Origin of the sequence: Lysobacter brunescens (assembly GCF_042677005.1) — a bacterium.
Classification (GTDB): domain Bacteria; phylum Pseudomonadota; class Gammaproteobacteria; order Xanthomonadales; family Xanthomonadaceae; genus Lysobacter_I; species Lysobacter_I brunescens.
Genome location: NZ_JBHTIF010000004.1, coordinates 1 through 15,352 on the forward strand (window position 1 = coordinate 1; position 15,352 = coordinate 15,352).

General features: G+C 60.6%; 14 protein-coding genes. 11 read left to right on the plus strand and 3 right to left on the minus strand.

Annotated elements, in window-relative coordinates; genetic code table 11:
• From ACFQ0E_RS15695 to ACFQ0E_RS15745, 11 genes are all read left to right on the plus strand, one after another.
• Nucleotides 1-1,244 (plus strand): alpha/beta fold hydrolase (locus ACFQ0E_RS15695; protein ID WP_386825419.1); only part of this gene is annotated, 1,244 nt, incomplete at its 5' end.
• A 131-nt stretch (nucleotides 1,245-1,375) separates the two neighbouring features.
• Nucleotides 1,376-1,735 carry a DUF6249 domain-containing protein gene (locus ACFQ0E_RS15700; RefSeq protein WP_386825421.1) on the plus strand — a complete coding sequence of 120 codons (360 nt, stop codon included), beginning with the start codon at nucleotides 1,376-1,378 and terminating at the stop codon, nucleotides 1,733-1,735.
• A gap of 158 nt (nucleotides 1,736-1,893) precedes the next feature.
• The gene (locus tag ACFQ0E_RS15705; protein WP_386825423.1) at nucleotides 1,894-2,427 is read left to right on the plus strand and encodes an RNA polymerase sigma factor; all 534 of its coding nucleotides are present in this window, start codon (nucleotides 1,894-1,896) and stop codon (nucleotides 2,425-2,427) included.
• A complete protein-coding gene (locus tag ACFQ0E_RS15710; protein ID WP_386825425.1) occupies nucleotides 2,424-2,774 on the plus strand; it encodes a hypothetical protein in 351 nt (116 codons plus the stop codon). Before ACFQ0E_RS15705 ends, ACFQ0E_RS15710 begins: the two co-directional genes overlap by 4 nt.
• Nucleotides 2,775-2,797: 23 nt before the next feature.
• Nucleotides 2,798-3,502 carry an ABC transporter ATP-binding protein gene (locus tag ACFQ0E_RS15715; RefSeq protein WP_386825427.1) on the plus strand — a complete coding sequence of 235 codons (705 nt, stop codon included), beginning with the start codon at nucleotides 2,798-2,800 and terminating at the stop codon, nucleotides 3,500-3,502.
• Nucleotides 3,499-5,913, plus strand: a complete 2,415-nt coding sequence (locus ACFQ0E_RS15720) for an ABC transporter permease (RefSeq protein WP_386825429.1) — start codon at nucleotides 3,499-3,501, stop codon at nucleotides 5,911-5,913. Before ACFQ0E_RS15715 ends, ACFQ0E_RS15720 begins: the two co-directional genes overlap by 4 nt.
• Nucleotides 5,914-6,004: 91 nt before the next feature.
• Complete coding sequence (locus ACFQ0E_RS15725) at nucleotides 6,005-7,027, plus strand: TauD/TfdA family dioxygenase (protein WP_386825431.1); 1,023 nt, start codon at nucleotides 6,005-6,007, stop codon at nucleotides 7,025-7,027.
• Nucleotides 7,028-7,048: 21 nt separating this feature from the next.
• Nucleotides 7,049-8,071 carry a TauD/TfdA family dioxygenase gene (locus ACFQ0E_RS15730; protein WP_386825433.1) on the plus strand — a complete coding sequence of 341 codons (1,023 nt, stop codon included), beginning with the start codon at nucleotides 7,049-7,051 and terminating at the stop codon, nucleotides 8,069-8,071.
• Between the two features lie 129 nt (nucleotides 8,072-8,200).
• Nucleotides 8,201-9,100: an ABC transporter six-transmembrane domain-containing protein gene (locus tag ACFQ0E_RS15735; protein WP_386825435.1), complete on the plus strand. Its 900-nt coding sequence runs from the start codon at nucleotides 8,201-8,203 to the stop codon at nucleotides 9,098-9,100.
• Nucleotides 9,101-9,217: 117 nt separating this feature from the next.
• Nucleotides 9,218-10,480, plus strand: coding sequence for an efflux RND transporter periplasmic adaptor subunit (locus ACFQ0E_RS15740; RefSeq protein WP_386825437.1), 1,263 nt, complete (start codon nucleotides 9,218-9,220; stop codon nucleotides 10,478-10,480).
• A 1,541-nt stretch (nucleotides 10,481-12,021) separates the two neighbouring features.
• A complete protein-coding gene (locus tag ACFQ0E_RS15745; protein ID WP_386825439.1) occupies nucleotides 12,022-12,294 on the plus strand; it encodes a hypothetical protein in 273 nt (90 codons plus the stop codon).
• Between the two features lie 73 nt (nucleotides 12,295-12,367).
• On the opposite strand, the gene ACFQ0E_RS15750 is transcribed toward ACFQ0E_RS15745, so the two are convergent.
• The 3 genes from ACFQ0E_RS15750 to ACFQ0E_RS15760 are packed head-to-tail and all read right to left on the minus strand — an operon-like array spanning nucleotide 12,368 to nucleotide 15,245.
• A complete protein-coding gene (locus ACFQ0E_RS15750; protein ID WP_386825440.1) occupies nucleotides 12,368-13,519 on the minus strand; it encodes a zonular occludens toxin domain-containing protein in 1,152 nt (383 codons plus the stop codon).
• A complete protein-coding gene (locus ACFQ0E_RS15755) occupies nucleotides 13,516-13,818 on the minus strand; it encodes a DUF2523 family protein (RefSeq protein ID WP_386825442.1) in 303 nt (100 codons plus the stop codon). Before ACFQ0E_RS15755 ends, ACFQ0E_RS15750 begins: the two co-directional genes overlap by 4 nt.
• Entirely contained in the window at nucleotides 13,815-15,245 is a 1,431-nt protein-coding gene (locus ACFQ0E_RS15760; protein ID WP_386825444.1) for a hypothetical protein, read from the minus strand. Before ACFQ0E_RS15760 ends, ACFQ0E_RS15755 begins: the two co-directional genes overlap by 4 nt.
• Between the last annotated feature and the right edge of the window lie 107 nt (nucleotides 15,246-15,352).

Genomic DNA, 15,352 nt, shown 5'->3' on the forward strand with positions numbered 1-15,352 from the left:
GCCTGCCGGGTTTCATGCTGCCGCAGGAGTGGATCGCGGTGGAGGCGATGCCGCTGAGCGCGAACGGCAAGATCGACCGGAAGGCGCTGCGTGCGCGTTATCTGGACGAATGGCGGCATCGTGGGGTGGGGCAATCGTCGGCGTCTTCGGCGGAAGAGGTCTTGTCGCCGCAGGCGCAGTGGGTGGCGGCGCTGTGGATGCGCCTGCTGAAGGCGAGCCGCGTGGGTCTGGACGACAACTTCTTCGCGCTGGGCGGCAAGTCGCTGCTGGCGCTGCAGGTGGTGAATGCGATCAACAGGCAGTTCGGCTGCCGGCTGTCGATGGTCGATCTGTTCAAGCATCCCACCATCCGCGAACTCATCGCCAGGATCGATCCATCGCTGGCGGACAGGGATGCGGCGACGGAAGCACTGGTCAGGCTCGGCAATGGTGTCCGCACCACGGCCGGTGATCGCGCCGACGAGAAGACCAGGCTCTACCTGATCCATCCCATCGGAGGCGACATCCTGTGCTACTCGCCCCTTGCGGAGGGTCTGGATGCTGCCTGGGATGTCTTCGGTCTCCAGATGAACGAGCCGCACGAAGCGACGGTTCCGGAGCTCGCTGCGCGCTATGTCGCGCAACTGGAAGCTGCGCATGACGGCAGCCCCTATCATCTCGGCGGTTATTCATTCGGCGGGGTCATCGCCTTCGAAATGGCCAGGCAACTGGAGGAGAAGGGCGCGACCGTTGCCACGGTCAGCCTGATCGATTCCGAACTGCTCGTCGAAGATGCGCACAGGCCCGACGTGTCGCTGTCCGCCCTGGGGGTCATGCTCAGGGAACTCGGCCCTTCGAGACCGGGGATGTGGGCCGGACTCGATGGCATCCTCGCGTCCCGCGGCATCGATGCCGCCCTCGTGGAAGCCAGGGAGCTCGCCGTTCAGGCGGGCATGATCGAGCCGACACTGCGCTGGGAAACGCTCCGCGACCGCTTCCGCATCTACCGTTCGAACCTGGTCGCGCTGCGCGCACACCGGGCGAGGGCGTACGGCGGCGATGTCGGATTGCTGATCGCCGGGGAGGACACCACGCGCATGGCGAGACAGGGCTGGGCCGGGCTGGCGACGCTGCGTTCGGTGCTGGAGCTGCCCTGCGACCATTTCACCGTCATGAAGCCGCCTCACGTGCAGGCCGTGGCCCGCTGGCTGGCGGGCAGGGTACGGCAGGGACAGGTCGAGGACGCGCTGGCGACCCAGGACTGAGACTGATCCGGCCCATCCGGGCCGGATCGGGGCGGCGAAAAAAAATCTGCAGCGGGTGCATCCAAAAGGCCCTCCCGCTGTCTCCAACATGTACCTGACCGATCCGGTCGCCCAACGAGAGACAACTGCTTATGGACGGTATCTTCATCCCCATCATCGGCGTCATCTGCATCGCCGCGATGTTCGTGACCTTTTCCGTGCTCAACTCCCGCAACCAGCGCGAAGTCCAGAAGACCCTGCGCGCCGCGCTCGAACGCGGCACGCCGCTGACCGCCGAACTGGTTGCGCAGATGAACACCAACCGCCCTTCGGCCAAGACCGACCTGAAGCGCGGGATCATCATCATGTCCATCGGCGTCGCCGCGGCCTTCGCCGGCATCATCAGCGGCGCGGTCACCGAGTTCGCCACCGTCGCCACCTTCCCGTTCTTCATGGGCCTGGGTTTCATGGTCGTGTGGAAGCTGGACCAGGCCGACCGTCCGTCCGAGTGAACCGGCAGGGTGGGGCAGGGCGGAGCGCATGCGCACGACCCGGAGGTTTCCCGCCCCGCCAGAGGCCTGGCATCGATGCCATCCAGCATGGATCGCGCATGCCAGGCAAGCCCGGAACCGCCCCGATCATCGAGTTTGAGCGAACCCATTAGATGTTGATGTCGAAGAGCGACAGCGAACTGATTGCAGGATTCCTCGCTGGCGACCAGTCCGCATTCGAAGCGCTGGTCAGGCGCCACCAGTCGTCGATCCGCCAATTCCTCCGGCGGCTGACGGCGGGCGATCATGCGCTTGCAGACGACATCGCGCAGGAAGTGTTCGTCAGGCTGTTCACCAGCCTGTCCACGTTCCGCGGCGAGGCCACGCTGTCGACCTGGCTGCACACGGTGGCCTACCGGATGTTCCTGCGGCATGTGCAATCCAGCGACGCAATCGCATTCGTCTCCGACGAGGACTTCCCTGATACGGCGTCCACCGCGCCCAGCGTCGTCTCGGACATCATGGTCGAACAGATGATGAAGCATCTCAGCCTCAACGAACGCCTGATGGTCACGTTGTCCTATTCGGCCGGGATGAGCCATTCCGAAATCGCCGATGCCACGGGTGCACCGCTGGGAACGATCAAATCGCACGTCAACCGCGCCAAGCGGAAACTCGCCAAGCTCCTGAACATGGAGAATCCGAACGCATGAATGATTCCCGCACCCCGACTGAAGCCGACGACGACGGTCTGCCCTCGTTCGATCGCGTCCTCAGATACGAAAAACACCTGCCCGGCGAAGGCTTCGTCCAGGGCGTCATGAAGGCGGCAGTGCGACGCCGCAGGCGCCGCACGCTCGTGCTGGGCGCATCGGCAGCGGTATCGGCGGCACTGACCGTCGCGATCATGCCCGAGAAATTCGCGCTTCCCCAGAACCTGGGCGTCGTGCTGGAGCGCATCGGCAGCAGCGCCGATTCCCTCGCTTCCATCGGCCCCATGGCTCTGCTCCTCGCCACCATCCTCCTGATCGGCGCCAGCAGGACGATCGACAACATCTAACTCACGGAACGAAAGGTCTGAACATGCAAAACCATCCCATCCGCCTGGTGCAGGTCTCCAAGGTCTACGACACCAAGTTCGTCGAGACCCACGCGCTCACCAATCTCAACCTCGAGATCGCCAAGGGCGACTTCGTATCGATCTCCGGTCCCTCGGGTTGCGGCAAGTCCACGCTGCTGTCGATCCTGGGCCTGCTCGACCAGCCGACCTCGGGCCAGTACTTCATCGACGGTACCGATGTCTCCTCGCTGAGCTTCGACCAGAGCGCGACGATCCGGAACGAGAAGATCGGCTTCGTCTTCCAGTCGTTCAACCTCATCGACGAACTGACCGTGTTCGACAACGTGGCGCTGCCGCTGCGCTACAGCAGCAAGAGCCGCACCGAGCAGGAAATCGCTGCGCTGGTCAATGCCAGCCTCGAGACCGTCGACATGCAGCATCGCAAGGACCATTTCCCGAACCAGCTTTCCGGTGGACAGCAGCAGCGAGTCGCGATCGCCCGCGGCATCGTGCACCAGCCGAGCATCCTGCTCGTCGACGAACCGACCGGCAACCTCGATTCCAAGAGCGGCGAGGCGGTCATGCAACTGCTGCAGGACCTCAATGCGAAGGGCGCGACGATCTGCATGGTGACCCATGATCCGCACTTCGCCGAAGTCGCCAAGGTCAGGCTGAAGCTGCAGGATGGCGCGATCAGCAAGCCGGCCGAAATGGAATGCGTGGCATGAGCAAGCTGATCTTCTTCCTCAAATACGCATTCCGGAACGTCGTCCGGAAGCCGCTGCTGTCGGGGTCGATCATCGCGAGCCTGGGCATCAGCCTGGGGGCGCTGCTGTGCATCGCGACCCTGTGCTACCTGCTGATCGTCCAACCCCTGCCGTATCAGCGTCCCGACGAACTGTATGTCGTCACCAACGAATTTTCCGACAAGCAGGGCGAAGTCAAGGGCGAGGCCTACACCTATCCTGGCGTGCGCTACCTCGACGAGAAGCAGACCGTCTTCAGCCAGACCGCGACCGTCTACTACTCGCAGGATGTGCTGACCTCGGAAGCCAGCCAGCCTGCGCTGAACAGCACCTACGCCACGCCCGGCCTCTTTACGCTTCTCGACGCCACCATGGCCATGGGGCGTGCCTTCGACGATCGCGAAAAGCCGGAGACCCACAATCCGAATGTGGTGATCAGCTACCGCGCCTGGCAGGAAGAGTTCAATTCCGATCCGGAGATCCTCAAGCGCAAGATCGAGATCGCGGGGCGCGCCTACCGCGTCGTCGGCGTGACCGCGAAATCCTTCCATGAGCCGCAGCTCCTGGAAGCGGGTCACAGCACCGATATCTGGATTCCCTGGGATTTCAACCCGACCGACGACGAGCGTCGCCAGAGCTGGAGCAACATCAGCGACTCGATCCTGTGGCTGGGTCGCCTCAAGCCCACGAATACCGATGCGCAGGCCGCGCAGCTCCTGACGACCTTGATCGACACGCGCTGGCGCCAGGAAGTGGCGGGCAAGGAGTTCTTCACCGGCTGGACCGTGCGCGCCAAGATGGCCAAGTTCAAGGACCACATCACGGGCGACAGCACCAAGATGGCGGTCATGCTGCTGATCGGCGTGCTCGGTCTGACCCTGATCAGTTGCGTCAACATCGCCTGCCTGATGATGTCGCGTGCGGCCGAGCAGCAGAAATCGATGGCCATCCAGGCTTCGGTCGGCGCTCGCAAGCGACAGCTGTTCTTCGGCAAGCTCGCCGAGATCGGCCTGCTCATGGTCTTCGCGACCGGCATCGCCCTCGCGATCGCCGTCGTCGGCTTCTCGATCCTGCAGACGCACATGGCCACGGTCCTGCCCCGCGTCGAAGAGCTGCAGCTGAATGCCATCTCCATGCTGATCGCAGTGTCGCTGTGCGTCCTGCTTTCGCTGGTGTTCACGGCGCTCAGCATCGGCGCGGTCAACTACAACGCGCTGGCCGGAATGATCCAGAGCGGTAGCAAGGGCGGTGGCCTGCAGTTGTCCAAGCGCAAGCAGCAGGTGCTCATTGCCGTGCAGATCACGATCGCCTCGTTCCTGATCTTCTGCAACATGGCCCTGTTCCTGAACGCCAAGAAGATCATCGATACCGACATGGGTTTCCAGGTCGATGGCGTGACGCGCCTGTTCCTCGACGAGTCGGTCCAGGCTGAGCAGACCAGCGAGCAACAGATCGCGACCCTGGCCGACATCAAGGCCGCGCTGCTGGCCATTCCCGGCGTCGAAGGGATCAGTCAGTCAGGTTCGCCTCTCGCCAGCTTCTCCGGCATGGCGCTGACCGATGTCGCGAGCGGCAAGCCCTACACGCCCGAGCGCAAGAAGATCGATCACGAATACTTCCGCATGATCAACCAGCGGATCGTGAAGGGCAGGGGCATCTCCCAGGAAGACGTCCGTGGCGAGCGGCGCGTGATGGTCGTGGACGAGGCGTTCGCCCGTGAACTGGGTGGAGACCCGCTCAAGATCAGGCTCTCGACTGGCGACGGCGAACCGTACGAGATCATCGGCGTGGTCAACGAGATCACGATCCCGAACGAGGATGCAGGCATCCCACGCGCCTATACCCCGATCGTAGCCGATGCGAGCTACTTCCTTGTCAAGACCAGCACCGAAATCGACCGTGAAACGATCGCCTCGCGCATCAAGGAGAAGACGTCGAACTATGTCGTCAACGAGTACGAACCGCTGATCAACACCTACCGTCTGGCCTTGTTCAAGCAGATCGCCACCATCGCGATCTCGGCCTCGCTGACGGCGCTCATCATCCTGCTGTCCGGGCTCGGCATCTACGGCATCGTCAACAACTCGGTGAGGCAGCGTCGCTTCGAGCTTGGCACCCGCATCGCGATCGGCGCCAAGCGGCGCCAGCTCCTGAAGATGATCCTCGGGCAGAACCTGATGCCGATCGCCATCGGAATCCTGATCGGACTGGCGCTGCTGTTCGGGGTGTACGCATTCATGCGCGAGACCGTCATGCCGTACATCAGCATGGATCTCATCGGGGTGTTCGTGGTCAACCTGGCGATCGTCCTGGGGATCGCGTTCGCTGCATGCTACCTCCCGCTGCGCATCCTGTTCTCAAGACCTCCGGCATTCATTCTGCGCAACGAATGACCGCATGAAAGCAATGGCAGGGCCAGCCCTGCACGATCTGCCTGCCATCCGGCCGTGAGCCGGGTGGCAGGCGTCTACATGGAACCAGACAATGGAATCGATCCTCGAAAACGACGTGGAGCCGCAGAGCGTGGCCGCGTTCTCGGCCAGCATGCCTGAAGACGTTCAATATGAAAGCTCCGTGCTGCCTTTCATCATCAGGCGCGGATCGTCAGCTGTCTCGCTCGATGAATGGGTGAGCCGCAATCGCGCCGATGTCGACCGCGCCCTGCACAGGTATGGCGCTGTGCTGTTCAAGGGTTTCGGCATCGATTCCGCCGAACGGCTCAATGCGGTCGCGCTTGCGCACTCGGACGAACTGCTCGACTACATCGAGCGCGGCGCTCCGCGGATTCGCCTCGGCGACAAGGTCTACTCGTCGACGGAGTACGCGAAGGAGGAGGTCATCCCGATGCATCACGAGATGTCCTACTCGCATCACTGGCCGACAACCCTTTACTTCTGCAGCGAGATCGTCGCGGAGGAGGGCGGTTATACCCCTCTGGCCGACGATCGCAAGGTTATCCGCGCCATTCCCGATGAAATCAAGCAGCGCTTCATCGACAAGAAAGTGATGTATGTCAGGAACTACGGCCTTGGCGTCGACATGGACTGGCGCGAAGCCTTCCAGACCGATTCGAAGCCTGTCGTCGAGGAATATCTTGCGGCCAGCAAGACGCAGTTCGAATGGCTGCCCGGCGACGTCCTGCGTACGCGAGCGGTGAGGCAGGCCATTGCCGTCCATCCGGTCACGAACGACATCGTATGGTTCAACCATGCGCACTTGTTCCACAGCTCCAACATGCCGGCCGACGTGAGAGAATTCCTGGCTGAGGAGTTCACGGAAGAGGGCATGCCGCGCAATGCGTACTACGGCGACGGCAGCCCGATCGAGGACTCGGTCGTTGCCATCATCCGATCGATCTACGATCAACATGCAGTCCGCTTCGAATGGGAAAAGGGAGATGTCTTGTTCGTGGACAATTTCCTGCTGACGCATGGCCGGTCGCCTTTCAAGGGGCCGCGGCGCGTCTGCGTGGCGATGTCGAAGCTGTATACGAATCACGATATCTGAATGAAAGAGAGGAATCCCGGAATGCACGTTCTGGATATTAAGGAAGGACAGCGTATCGACCGCTGTGAAATGTCGGTCTTCGACCTCGATCGACCGCTCCCGCTGGTGATCCAGCCAAGACAGGGCGAACAGATCGGCCTGCTCGAGGTCGCGGCGAACAAGGACGCGCTCGATGCGCTCCTGGCGCAGTATGGCGCGATCCTGTTCCGCGGCTTCGACGTCGCGTCGAAGGAAGCCTTCAACGATTTCATCTCGCATGCGTCCTCGGACGCGCTTTTCTACAGCGAACGCTCGTCGCCGCGGCATGCGGTCTACAGGAACATCTATACGTCGACCGACCATCCGCCGGACAAGGAGATCGTCCAGCACTCGGAGCAGTCGTACAACAAATCCTTTCCGCGGCGCATCTTCTTCTACTGCGAGAAGCCATCGCCGATCGGCGGCAATACGCCGATTGCCGACGCCAGGAAAATCTACAAGCGGATCCCTGGAGATATCGTCTCCACCTTCGAAAAGCGGCATTACCGCTACTCCCGCTGCTTCTGGCAGGTGATGGGTACCACGTGGCAGACCGCGTTCCAGACGCCGGAAAAGTCGAAGGTGGAAGAGTACTGCCGAAACAACGACATCCATTTCGAGTGGTTCCCGGACGATGTGCTGAAGACTTACCAGGTGCGCCACACGACCGCCTATCATCCCGTCACGGGAGAGCCGTGCTGGTTCAACCACTGCACGTTCTTCAACCTGCTGTCGCTCGATGAGGAAACGCAGGAAATCCTCAGCTGTTCGTTCGAACCGAACGAGCTGCCAAACCAGACGTTCTATGGCGACGGCGGGATCATCGAGGACGCGGTGATCCGCACCCTGCAGGATGCCTACAAGGCGGAAACCGTCGAATTCGAATGGAAGCAGGGTGATGTCATCATGATCGACAATATCCTGGTGACCCATGGACGCCGCAGCTATCAGGGTGAACGCAGCCTGCTGTGCGGGATGAGCGATATCACGCACTGGGAGAACGTGCGGGAAAAAACCCATGCATGACCGCTGCCGGCATGCCGGGATGCGCATCGCCCCATCGGGGCTGCGCGATCCCGGCGCGCCGCAGCCATGGATTTCCGGCCCGTCGCATCTCCGTGAGACGGTCGCTGGCAGCAGGATCAGGATTCAGCCGTGAACATACTCGCAAAAGCGCCTATCACCGATTACTCCCTGTGGGGCATATTCAAGCGTTTCAAATGGCCGATTCTCGGCACATTCACGCTTGTTGTGATCGAGAACATGCTGTTCATCGCCCAGCCGAAACTGATCGGCGACACGGTCGACGGGCTGATTGCAGGCGACTACTATCACCTGCACATCTACATCGGCATCATGCTGATCTATGCGTTCGTCACGACCTTCAGGATGGGCTACGACGACAGGACCTACGCGGCCATCCGCTCGGAATTGTCGGTTGAAACCGTGATCCACCAGAAGCGCGCCAACTCTTCCCTTTCGGAGACGGCCGAACGCACCGCGCTGTGCGACGAGATATTGGGATTCTTCGAAAGCGGATTGTTCGTCATCGTCAAATCGATCGTCGAAGTCGTCGGCGCGATGATCATGCTGGCCTACATCGACATCCGCATCTGCATTGCGGCCGGCTGTGCATTGATCATCACCCAGCTGGTCTGGGCGGCAACGCGAAAGCCGGTCAGGTCGCTGTTTACGCAGCGCAACAACCAGCGAGAGCGCAAGGTCGAAGAGATCGAGTCCGGCGACTACGCCAGGATCACCAATCACTTCCGGAAAATCGCCCATATCAAGGTCAAGCTTTCCGACTACGAGGCCTTCAGTTTCTGCGCATTCGAACTGATCGGTATTGCCGTCTTCGCTTACGCAGCGTTCGTGACCATATCGACACCTGGCGTCACGGCCGGCATATTGATCGCCTGCTTCGGCTACATCAAGTCGCAGAACAACGCGGCGACGCGTCTTCCGGGTATCTACCACGCCATCGTCGGCGTGAACGAGATCGCCGGCCGCCTGCAGAAAATCGTGCGGATGGAAGCGAAGGAAAACGCGAGCTGATCAAGCTCGCAATACCACTAAAATCGACTCATCGTCCCGGCCCGGACACGCAGGCGCTTCCGATTCCATCGAGCGCGCGGGCAAGGGCAGGGCAGCCAGGATTCAGGAAAGAAATCGATGGATGTACAGAAGAAATCGCCGCAGACCGCCACCGCCTGGCGCTCCAAGGCAAAGATCGGCATCGCACTCGCTGCACTGCTTATCGTCGCGTTGCTGGTCGTCATGCGATCTGGCAACGCCGTCGCCATCAGCGAGCGCGAGCTCGTCCTCGACAGCGTGCAGAAAGGCAGCCTCGATGTGACGGTCGACGGCTTCGGGCAACTCGTGTCGGCGAGGCAGCAGTTGCTCAGTTCGCCTTCCCGGGCCACCGTGAAGGAAATCGTGCTCAAGCCCGGTGCGAAGGTCACTGCGGGCAGTGTGATCGCGCTGCTCGAAGATCCCGAGCTGACCCAGAGCGTCGAAACGGCCAAGCAGGTCGTCAGCGAGTCCCAGGCGAACCTGCGCAAGCTGATGCTCAACAATCAGCGCGAACGCCTTCGCGAGCAATCCAGTCTCGCCGAGCTCGTCTCGCAGCGGCAGAAGACGACCGTGCAGCGCGAAGCCGAAGAGAAGCTGGTCTCCAGCGGCATCGTCTCGCGCCTGACCTTCGAGCAGACGGTCCAGAACGAGAAGCAGCTCAACCAGCGCATCGCCCTGGCCAACCAGAGCATGGCCCAGTTGGATCTCCTGCATCGCGAGTCGGTGAATATCCAGCAGGATCAGGTCAAGCAGATGCAGGGCAACCTGGCCATCGCGCAATCCCAGCTCGATCGCCTGACCGTCAAGGCAGGCCTCGACGGCGTTCTGTTGAAGCTGCCTGTCGAAGTCGGCCAGGGCCTGTCTCCGGGACAGGAAGTCGCCCTGGTGGGCAGCGATGCGGACCTCATTGCGCTCATTCGCGTTCCGCAGGGCCAGGCGCAATCCGTGCATATCGGCAACACGGCCATCATCGACACGCGCGACGGCAAGATCAACGGCAGCGTCACCCGCATCGTGCCGATCGTGGCCAACAACACCGTCGAAATCGAGATCAAACTCCCGAGCACCAAGGGCACCAGCGCGCGACCGAACCTCAGTGTCGACTGCAGCATCATCGGTGATCGGCTCGAGAACGTGAAGTACGTCCGGCGACCGGCAGGCGTCTCACCGAATACCTCCGCGCAGGTATATGTCGTCGCCAAGGGCGACTCCACCGCGAGACCAAAGCAGGTGAGGTTCGGCAGGCAGGCAGGCCAGCACATCGAAGTGATTTCGGGCCTCGAACCTGGCGAACGACTGGTCGTTTCCGATCTTGCCAAGTACAACCTGGACGGACAGCCTTTCGGTATCGAATCGCGTTGATCTGGGATCTATGCGTTGCTCGGCTGCCTGATCGTCAGGCAGCCGACCTGCTCGTGGGATCATTCGGCCCGCGCATCGTCCCGCCGACCGAAGGGCGCTGCGTATGACCGGGGGCAAGCGGAGCGGGATTTCTTTCATTACATAATATGCATTATGCGAAATGATGCGCAGGATTTGCGCGAAACTGCGTGAAGCTTGCCCGCTGCTCAGGACTCGGTTTAACATCTTCTTAACCCCGCCGAGACGGGGCTTGCTCTTCACTTCGAGTCACTGACATGGATACGCGGTCAATGGATCGGCCGCCCTGCTGGAAGCCTGGCGCACCTTGCCCGAACAAATGCGCTGCCGCCCACTACTGGCGCACGATCTTCAATCACACGGAATTACACGGCCCTTGGTCGGGCTGGCGCTTAGCTGGCGCTCGATTGGTCTCACCATCGCGCGAATGGGCATCGCCGGCGATGGTCGATCGCTGGATGTACGCGCACTGGCGTTTACACGGTGCGGCTAGCGACACCAGCCGCATGCGTCCTGCTCGACCTGACACAGCTCCGACGCCTTTGCGCGAGTGAGACGCTGGGAACCGATTTCTAGCCGTACACGGTCAACGTAGGCCCTCGCGTTCTGGCAGTCGAGGTAATCCGGCGATCGCCGGGACGGCGTGCTGTGGCCCGATTGGCGCATTGCGGCGTTCCTGCGGGCAATCTCTCGTCGGGTGGCCTCAAGCTGTCTGCGTGCGCGCTCAGTGTCTGGGGGCGCGTAGTAGACGCCGGTTTCGCCTTGCTGCTTCCAGCCCGGCTCACACGGGACATTCTGGATGCTGACCTGCTTTCCCTTGGCGCATCGGATGATGTAACCGTCAGGCGCGTCCTGGGCGGCTGCAGGTACGACAAGCATCAAGAATAGGGCGGCAATGCGTCCGTGCATGTGTGTGATCCCCCGTGATCGCGGAGCGAGCTTAGCAAGGGTCTGCCGTGGGTGGCATCCCTACCCCTCCCCTGCCCCTGCAGGAACCCCCGGAGAAGCCCGGAGGCGACGCGACATGCCCGGCGGGCTGCCGACGGAAGGAAGCCGCCCACGGTGACGGCACCGGCTGTTATAGGACTTGGCCGTAGGGGGCGTGGCCCCCTACACCCCAAAGGCCGGGGTTTCCCGACGTGGTGAGGAGTTTCTATTGACGGAAGGAACCTCATTAGCTTTACTGCTAATCAGGTTTCAATGAGTTGGTTTCACGCCTTGTGGATCAATTCGGTGTTTCACACAATATCTTGTGGAACTCCGGTCCTTCATGGCGTTGACCGACCCGCATCACTGGTCTATCGTGATGACGCGCTCGTAGGTTTCGACTGACGCAAAAAAACCCCCGCCTGGGGCCAACCAGACGAGGGTTCCAATCTTTCGGAGGTTCCGACCCGCCTCGAAAGGCTGCTCTTTCCGCTCCACGATGATTGAAGACGCCAAACATCGTAGGTATGCCGAACGAGTAGTGTCAAGGGGTTAACTCGATACACATCACATTTTGTGATGAAGGAGCTAACAACATGCCAGCCTACTTCGTGTGCTACGACCTGAAGAAGCAAGGTCAAGATTACGCTCACCTGAAGAGCCAGCTTCAGCAATTCCATCCGCATATGCAGATTCAGCAATCGGTCTGGCTGATCCACTCGCTCGCGTCTACTGAGGCGGTCAAAAACCATCTAGGTGCATTCGTGGATTCGAACGACAGTCTGATAGTCATTCAAGCTTCTGAGGCAAAGACTCAGGGTCTTTCGTTCTTGGAAGATTACAACATACAGGTAATTCTCAAGAGGTGATTGACGAGGGAGGCTCCGGATTTCGGGGCCTCCCATTTTTTGTGGTTTGGCTGCAATTCACAAAATCTTCCTTTCAGTATTTGGTTCCCGGAGCGAGTTCAAGGGCACCGTACTTGTGCATTTCGCCGAAGGGCGTGGCTCTGCCCGAGGCCGGCCGGAGCGGCTGTTTTTCATCACGTCGCGATGCCGTGCCGACCTCCTCACGCTTTGCCGTGGATTGCGGCGGTTCGTTCGAGGGCTCCAAATACGGTTCGTATTGACCATTGAGCGCAACTGCGCGGCACTGATCAATACCCAATGCGTACCTGGTGCCCTGCTCTGTCAGACAACTGCATGTGCCGTCGTAGTGGCCGCCGGAAATCATGCAGAAGACGCGAGGCGGCGCCGAGGCGCGAGCGATATCGTCATAGAACGGCGCTGACCATGGCTGCGACGGAACGCGTGGCACGAACTGCAACAGATACTCTTCGGTGCTCATTTGCTTGCCGCGATCATTCCCCGGTAATGACGAACTGTCGGCAGAAGCGCCGCGCGGGACGGAGCCCGCATCGGCGCCTTCCGCCGCCAGTTCGTCGCCCAACGGGTTATACGTCGCGACGAATGCCAAGGCGCCACCGAAGAGACACAACGATATCGGGCCGATGATGAGCGCACGCTTGAGGATGGACGGCATCCGATAACGAATCTTGTGCAACTCGGCGGATGTGTAGAACGCGAAATACTTGGACGGTAACGCCCACTTCTCATAGTCATACATGGACTTGATGCGCTTGAACGGCAAGCGCACGTTTTCCATGATCTGATGATTGCGGAAAATGAACGTCTCGTCCTTGCCTGCGCTGCGGTACAGGTGTTCATGAAAGCCGATCAGGCCCCGAATGTATGTGTCGAGGAAGTCGGGCTGTTGCGTGGCAAACACGATGCGGATGCCGTAGTGACGAACCTTGCTTAATTCGCGGATGTGCGCAGCAGGCTCGCCAGAACGACGCGCAGGAAAGAACTGCTGCGCCTCGTCTATGAAAAGGATTGCGCCGGCCGGCAGTTCGGTCCACTTCGAGGGGTCATCCCAAGGCGTTACACCGGGCACGGAAATCCCGTTGATGTTGCACACGAAGACGTGCTCCCCGGCTTCGACGAGATCGGCGATGCGCTGGACCATGCGCAGCGACTTTCCGGAACCGGGCAGCCCGGTGAGGATCGATAGAGGTGCGGTGTCACCGATCATGGCTCCTGTCTCCTCGCCAAGAACACGCGCTGCACGCCCTGAATACCGTACGCGCTAAGAATGATCGACACGCCAGTGTCAATGCCAAGCGCGTGAATCCATGCGGCGAACTGCGCCGGGATCGCATGCCAGTATGTGATCGCCTGATCAATCAATGGCTCGTAGAGGAATTCTTGAGCGACGAAGCCGAGGCCAAGGGCGGAAAGGATCTTGCCTACCCACACGGCCGCCCTCGCTTGAATGACGAGATTGATCACCTGGGCGACGCCGCCCAAAAGTTTGCTGTCGAAGTCGATCATGAGAACACCACCTTCATAGCGTAGACGCTGCACATCGCAATGACGAACAATCGGATGACAGACAAAAGCGTGTAGAACTCAGGCGGTAGGGTCCACGTGTGGCCCATGATGCTGATGGGTGGAATGAGCGTGCCACCACCGACGTTGACGAGGCCCTGATTGAACGACGGCCCGTCGCCCTCTTCGATGAATACGCCGTCGGGCTCCTCTCCATCATCAATGCCGTTTCCTGCATCTGAGGCCAGATCGTCGTCTGCCTTTCTCGCCCTGCACTTCTGTTCCAGCGCGGTGCGTGCTGACTTGCAGAGAATTTCATCGCCTGAGCAGGTGAACTCGGCCACAGCGCCAGAGGCCAAGCACTCGCCGCCTGACGCCTTGTTGCCGTTAGGCGAACATCGCTGACGCCATCCTTGCCCAAGAATTGCGCAGCCGATGGGATCACCGCTGCACGATGGCGGTGAGTCACAGCCTTGACCACCGGAAGCAGTGCCGCCCTGGCATTGCTTCGGGTCGGTCTTTGGGTCGCAACCGGTGTTGTTATCGGATGGTCTGCGGCAATTCGAATCAGTTGAGGGATTGCATGTGGAAGGATTTGGCGTGCCCGTGCTGGTGCCCGTGCAAATGACGTGCGTACGTCCGGTGTAGCCATTGCCCGAACGCTCAGAGACGGTCGTGCAGTTGGTGGGAGGTTTCCAGTCTGAATTGTCGGCAGGCTTCGGATCAGGCGCAGGCGGCTTGGGCGCACCATCACCGTTGGTTCCGTACTGGTTGCCGTCCTTCTTGTCTCCGGTGTCGCCCTTGCCCCAGCAGAAGGTCTTCCCGTTGCTCGCAGTAGCGCACTTCTCGCCGTTGGGCTTGACACACATCGTCTGACCAGCCGAAGCCGGCACGCACTGCTGATCGGGTTTCGGTGGCGGTTCGTCGTCTTTGCAGACTGCGCCGGTAGGCGTCCAGCCGCCGACGGTGCCGATCGTGCTAGCGAAGCCTTCGATATCGTAATTGTCTGACGGCGCATCGCCTCGTTTGAACTTGCAACCGCCAGCGCAAATTTCCGACTTGTCGAAGCCGGAGAAGATGATTAGCCCAGGTGGCAACGCCTCAAGCGCGATACACGAACGTGTGAAGACGAAGGTTGATTGGCTGCCGCCGTTCGCGTTACGGCACATGTTCGCGGTTGAATCCTTCGGACGAACACCGCATGAGAATTGGAAGGTTCCGGTCTTAGTGCAGTTGTCGTAGACGACAGAACCGACACTTAACGTCATGGTGTAGGCAACTGCAGCGATGCATTGATTGTATGCGCGCCCCTCAGAGCATCCATCGTTCGCTGATCCACATGTATTCGACGACTGAGCGGATGCGACAGGAGGGATAAGCAATGCAAGGGCGAGCATGAAGAAGCTGAGGAAGAGTGAGCGCGCATTCATTTCAGACCCCCTTAATGAACACTGCGGCACCCATGATCCAGACAATGAGAACGACGACGCCGGTCATGATGTTTTCTCCTGAAAAAATGGCCCGCCGGAGCGGGCCA

What these genes read in the sequence shown, in the direction of transcription:
- ACFQ0E_RS15720 (WP_386825429.1), top strand. Translation starts at nt 3,499, where the DNA reads ATGAGCAAGCTGATCTTCTTCCTCAAATACGCATTCCGGAACGTCGTC.
- ACFQ0E_RS15725 (WP_386825431.1), top strand. Translation starts at nt 6,005, where the DNA reads ATGGAATCGATCCTCGAAAACGACGTGGAGCCGCAGAGCGTGGCCGCG.
- ACFQ0E_RS15705 (WP_386825423.1), top strand. Translation starts at nt 1,894, where the DNA reads ATGTCGAAGAGCGACAGCGAACTGATTGCAGGATTCCTCGCTGGCGAC.
- ACFQ0E_RS15740 (WP_386825437.1), top strand. Translation starts at nt 9,218, where the DNA reads ATGGATGTACAGAAGAAATCGCCGCAGACCGCCACCGCCTGGCGCTCC.
- ACFQ0E_RS15700 (WP_386825421.1), top strand. Translation starts at nt 1,376, where the DNA reads ATGGACGGTATCTTCATCCCCATCATCGGCGTCATCTGCATCGCCGCG.
- ACFQ0E_RS15750 (WP_386825440.1), bottom strand. Translation starts at nt 13,519, where the DNA reads ATGATCGGTGACACCGCACCTCTATCGATCCTCACCGGGCTGCCCGGT.
- ACFQ0E_RS15760 (WP_386825444.1), bottom strand. Translation starts at nt 15,245, where the DNA reads ATGAATGCGCGCTCACTCTTCCTCAGCTTCTTCATGCTCGCCCTTGCA.
- ACFQ0E_RS15730 (WP_386825433.1), top strand. Translation starts at nt 7,049, where the DNA reads ATGCACGTTCTGGATATTAAGGAAGGACAGCGTATCGACCGCTGTGAA.
- ACFQ0E_RS15755 (WP_386825442.1), bottom strand. Translation starts at nt 13,818, where the DNA reads ATGATCGACTTCGACAGCAAACTTTTGGGCGGCGTCGCCCAGGTGATC.
- ACFQ0E_RS15715 (WP_386825427.1), top strand. Translation starts at nt 2,798, where the DNA reads ATGCAAAACCATCCCATCCGCCTGGTGCAGGTCTCCAAGGTCTACGAC.
- ACFQ0E_RS15710 (WP_386825425.1), top strand. Translation starts at nt 2,424, where the DNA reads ATGAATGATTCCCGCACCCCGACTGAAGCCGACGACGACGGTCTGCCC.
- ACFQ0E_RS15745 (WP_386825439.1), top strand. Translation starts at nt 12,022, where the DNA reads ATGCCAGCCTACTTCGTGTGCTACGACCTGAAGAAGCAAGGTCAAGAT.